Consider the following 4,471-nt stretch of genomic DNA (forward strand, 5'->3'; position numbering starts at 1 on the left):
GCGGCCCTCGGGCTTATGCTCGCGGGACCCGCCGCCGGCCTGCTCCTGGCCGTTGCGGCCCCGGCCGTCGCCAAAGGGGTTCTGGTCTTCCGCGCCGGCCGGCGCCGGACGGCCTTCGCCGACCAGCTCGACGACACGCTCCAGCTGCTGGCCAGCGGACTGCGTGCCGGCCACAGCCTGCTGCGCGCCGTGGACGCGGTCTCCGCCGAATCGGCGGCGCCGACGTCCGAAGAGCTGCGGCGGGTGGTCAACGAAACGCGGCTGGGCCGAGACCTCGGCGAATCGCTGCACGATACGGCCGACAGGATGGGCAGCGAAGACTTCCACTGGGTCGCCCAGGCCATAGACATCCACCGCGAGGTCGGTGGCAACCTGGCCGAAGTCCTGGACCAGGTGGGCCAAACGATCAGGGAGCGCTCCCAGATCCGGGGCCAGGTCAAGGCGCTCAGCGCCGAAGGACGGATCTCCGCCCTGGTCCTGATGGTCCTGCCCTTTGGCCTCAGCGGGTTCCTGTTCGTGTCCAGCCCCGGCTACCTAGACAGTTTCACCCAGAGCCCGCTCGGTTTCTCCCTGCTGTTCGTGGCCGGAGCCCTGCTCGTCGCGGGCGGGCTGTGGATGCGCAAAGTCGTCAGCTTCAAGTTCTAAACTTCAGCACCGTAAGTAAAGGAGTCCGCCGATGCCGCTGACTGTCATGGTGGCTGCCGCAGCCCTGGTGCTGTCGCTCCCGCTGTTTGCCTGGTCCCTGCTGGGCGGCAAGCATCCCCGGCACGAGGCCATCCGGGCCAATTTGTCCCGTGGCCTGGCCGGCCCGCGCGCGGTCAAACGCAAGCGCGGGCGCAGGTTCGAGGCGCTGGCCAACCGGTTCACGCCGGCAACCTTTGCCCAGCGCTTGGAACGCCAGCTGGCGCTGGCCGGACGTCCCGAGGCCTGGCCGCTGAAGCGGCTCATGGCTGCCAAGATCGTACTTGCCGTGGCAGGCATTGTGGTCGGACTCCTGTACGTGGCCGCCGCATCCGCGGGGCCCAGCGTCCTGCTGGCGATCGTCATCGCCGTCGTCGCCTACTGCCTCCCTGACCTTCTGCTGCACAGCGCGGGCCAGAAACGCCAGGCAACCATCAGCGAGGAACTGCCGGACACGCTGGACCAAATGACCATCGCCGTGGAGGCCGGCCTGGGCTTCGACGCGGCGGTAGCCCGGGTAGGAGCGAACGGTTCCGGCCCGCTGGCCGCCGAACTGATCCGCGTCCTGCAGGACATGCAGGTGGGCCGCTCACGCCGCGAGGCCTACGACTCGCTGGCCGGCAGGACCACCTCGAAGGACCTGCAGCAGTTCGTTCGCGCCGTCATCCAGGCGGACGCCTACGGAGTTTCCGTCTCCGGCGTGCTCCGCACGCAGGCGGCCGAAATGCGCGTCAAGCGGCGCCAGCGCGCCGAGGAAAAGGCCATGCAGATCCCGGTCAAGGTAGTCTTCCCGCTGATGTTCTGCATTCTTCCGGTGCTTTTTATCGCGCTGCTCGGCCCTGCGGCACTGAACATCATCGCCACCCTGGGCGGCTGACCGAGGACCGGCAGGCACGTCGGCAACCTCAGCAATCCCGCAACATTAGCCAAAGAAACCGGAAAACCGACAGACCCGCCCGCCATCTGAAAGTAGTCTCGAACCATGCCCACCCCATCCACCCTCTGTGCACCGACCGGGCTGGCCCCGGCCGGGACCCGCCCCGCGCGGCGCCTGCCATGATGACCGCTGACCAGCACCACGCCCTGCCGCTGGTTGACCGCGCGGTAGTGGAAGACCTTGGCGACGGTTTGGCCGACCACGGCATCGCCCGCGGCTTGGTCCAGGACTTTTCCGAAGCATGGCCGGAACGGTTCAGCTGCCTGGAAACCGCGTTGGACAGCCAGGACCGGACCGATTCCCTGGACGCAGCCCTCAGCCTGAAGACCGCCTCGATGATGGTGGGTGCCAGCCGACTGGCTTGGCTGGCCGGCAAGGTGGAGGATCATATTCGTGCGGCGGATTTCACCGAGGCAACCGCTTTGCTTGGTCTCATCCATGAATGCGGTGCGGCCACGATCAGGGAAATGCAGGGAATGAGGGCCGAGGGAGGAGCACCCGCTACACCGGGCGCTGCGGAGCCAGCCGATAACCGATTCCCCGCACCGTAACGAGCCAGCGCGGGCGGTGCGGATCTTCCTTCAGTTTGCGCCGCAGATTGCCCACGTGGACTTCGATCGCCCGCTCGTCCGCTTCGCTGATATAGGCGTCCTCCGGGTAATAGTCCCCGCGCACTACCTTGACCAGTTCGGCCTTCGAGCGGACCGCCCCCGAGCTGCGCAGCATCTCCTGGAGCACGTTGAACTCGCTCCTGGTCAGCCGCAATTCCTCGCCCCCGCGCGAGGCCGTACGCCGGTCCGAATCAAGGACGAGCCCATTGTGCTCGAGGATTCTGCTGTCGGCGGGCGGGGCCGCCGGCAGCGGCGGTGCGTTGGCCGGGGTGGCTTCCAGCGGATGGGGGGTACGGGGCCGGCGCATCATCGCATGGATCCTGGCCCGCAGCTCGCGGGGACGGAACGGTTTCGTCATATAGTCGTCTGCGCCAAGCTGCAACGCCGTGAGCGTGTCGAGTTCTTCGTTCCTGCTGGTGAGCATCACGATGTAGCAGTTGCTGAACTGGCGGATCCGCCGGAGCACTTCGAAGCCGTCGATGTCCGGCAGCGAGATGTCCAGGGTGACGACGGTGGTGATCCGTTGCCGCACGGCATGGATCCCTTCCCGCCCGCTCGCGGCCGCCTGCACGTCGAATCCTGATTGCAGGAGGACGGCGCTCACCAGATTGCGGATGTCCACGTCGTCTTCGATCACTACGGCCGCACCCGGGTCACTCATTTTGCATCTCCTCCCTGCACGGTCCGCGTCGGGCTCATGCCCGAAGGCCATCCGGGCCTCTGCAGAAGCCCGGATCTCTGATACTCCTAGAGGTTAATCGATTCTTCCTACTGTGAGCCTATGTCGGGCAATGATGTGATGAAAGGGTGACCAACGATCCACGGAGCCGAGGGACCTAAAGGAACAAGGGCTGTGGCCTGTGAGAGGGTCCGGTGACCGTGCTGTTACCGCTCCTGCTTGCCGCGCTCGGAGCCCTGGCCGGCTGGTGCGTCTTCGCCCTCGCCCACCGGGAGGACCGCACAGCACTTCCTGCCGCGTGGCGCTGGCCGATGGCGGCTGCAACGGGCATCCTCTGCGGCCTCCTGGTTCCGGCCCGGGAAGCGGCAGAGCTTCCCGCCTTCGGCCTTCTCGCCGTCCTGGGGGTGCTGCTGGCCGCGATTGACCTGCGGCACAAGTTGCTGCCGAATCGCGTGGTCCTTCCGTTCCTGGGGACGGCAGTGGCGCTGCTGCTCCTGCCTGCCTTGACGGGCTCCGCGTGGCAGCCGGTCCTGGCCGGGCTGCTCGGCTCGCTGGCGATGTTTGCCGCCTACCTGCTGGCGGCCTTGATCAAGCCCGGCGGCATCGGCATGGGAGACGTGAAGCTTGCTGCCGTCGTGGGCCTGTATGCCGGCTATGACGGCGTAGCGGCCTGGGTGGCCGTGCTGCTGGGGGCGTTCCTGCTGAACGCGGCGGCCATCGTCCTGCTCATGCTGGCCCGCGTGCTGAAGCGGGATTCGGACATCCCGTTTGGCCCGTCCATGATCACCGCCACGCTCGTGGTCGCGCTGGCCGGCCCGCTGCCCGGATAGTCCCGGACTTACAACAGCCGCCGCGCACCGTCCGCGGAGATGACGGTGAACAATTCCGGTTGCCGGAAGCCGCGCGAAGCGAACGCCCGCAAGACCGCATCCCGCACCGCATCCACCTCGTTTGCCGGGACCAGGGCGATGGCTGAACCGCCGAATCCCCCGCCGGTCATGCGGGCACCCAGGGCGCCGTTCGCCTGTGCGGCCTCCACGGCCAAGTCCAGCTCCGGACAGGAAATCTCGAAGTCGTCGCGCATGGAAACGTGGCTGGCGTCCAGCAACCGCCCGACGGCTGCGGGCCCCTCGGCGCGCAGCGCTTTCACGGTCTCCACCACGCGCACGTTCTCGGTAACGATATGCCGGGCGCGGCGGAAGGTCTCATCGTCGAGCAGCCGTTGAGCTTCCGGCAGCCGGTCGAGCGGTACGTCGCGCAGCAGCGGCACACCCAGGGCTTCCGCTGCCCGGTTGCAGGATTCGCGGCGGCTGGCATAGTCGCCGGTGGCATGGGCGTGCGAAACCTTGGTATCCATGACCAGGCACGCCAGGCTCGCAGCCGCGAGGTCCAGCGGCACCAGTTCCACGGCTTCGCTCCGGCAGTCCAGAAACACCGCGGACCCGGCCGCCCCGAACAGGGAGGCGTACTGGTCCATGATGCCGGTGGGCGCGCCGACCACCTCGTTCTCCGCGCGTCGCCCGGCGGCAGCCAGATGGGCCCGGTCAGGCCCCGCCCGGTCGG

The 4,471-nt window shown here is 67.7% G+C and carries 6 protein-coding genes; 4 read left to right on the plus strand and 2 right to left on the minus strand.

Features of this window, described 5'->3' with window-relative positions; genetic code table 11:
• From AC5RV2_RS15035 to AC5RV2_RS15045, 3 genes are all read left to right on the plus strand, one after another.
• The coding region (locus tag AC5RV2_RS15035) for a type II secretion system F family protein (RefSeq protein ID WP_494092998.1) at positions 1-645 on the plus strand (645 nt) is incomplete at its 5' end.
• 31 nt (positions 646-676) lie between these two features.
• Positions 677-1,558, plus strand: a complete 882-nt coding sequence (locus tag AC5RV2_RS15040) for a type II secretion system F family protein (RefSeq protein ID WP_494092999.1) — start codon at positions 677-679, stop codon at positions 1,556-1,558.
• A gap of 179 nt (positions 1,559-1,737) precedes the next feature.
• The gene (locus AC5RV2_RS15045) at positions 1,738-2,169 is read left to right on the plus strand and encodes an Hpt domain-containing protein (RefSeq protein ID WP_494093000.1); all 432 of its coding nucleotides are present in this window, start codon (positions 1,738-1,740) and stop codon (positions 2,167-2,169) included.
• Here the strand turns inward: AC5RV2_RS15045 and AC5RV2_RS15050 are convergent.
• Complete coding sequence (locus AC5RV2_RS15050) at positions 2,120-2,890, minus strand: response regulator transcription factor (protein WP_494093001.1); 771 nt, start codon at positions 2,888-2,890, stop codon at positions 2,120-2,122. The two genes, AC5RV2_RS15045 and AC5RV2_RS15050, sit on opposite strands and share 50 nt — an antisense overlap.
• A 212-nt stretch (positions 2,891-3,102) precedes the next feature.
• Between AC5RV2_RS15050 and AC5RV2_RS15055 the strand changes: the two genes are divergently transcribed.
• On the plus strand, positions 3,103-3,738 hold the full coding sequence (locus tag AC5RV2_RS15055; RefSeq protein ID WP_494093002.1) for a prepilin peptidase: 636 nt from the start codon (positions 3,103-3,105) through the stop codon (positions 3,736-3,738).
• Between the two features lie 8 nt (positions 3,739-3,746).
• Here the strand turns inward: AC5RV2_RS15055 and AC5RV2_RS15060 are convergent.
• The coding region (locus tag AC5RV2_RS15060; RefSeq protein ID WP_494093003.1) for a galactokinase at positions 3,747-4,471 on the minus strand (725 nt) is incomplete at its 5' end.

This window comes from Arthrobacter sp. Y3225116, from assembly GCF_059091245.1.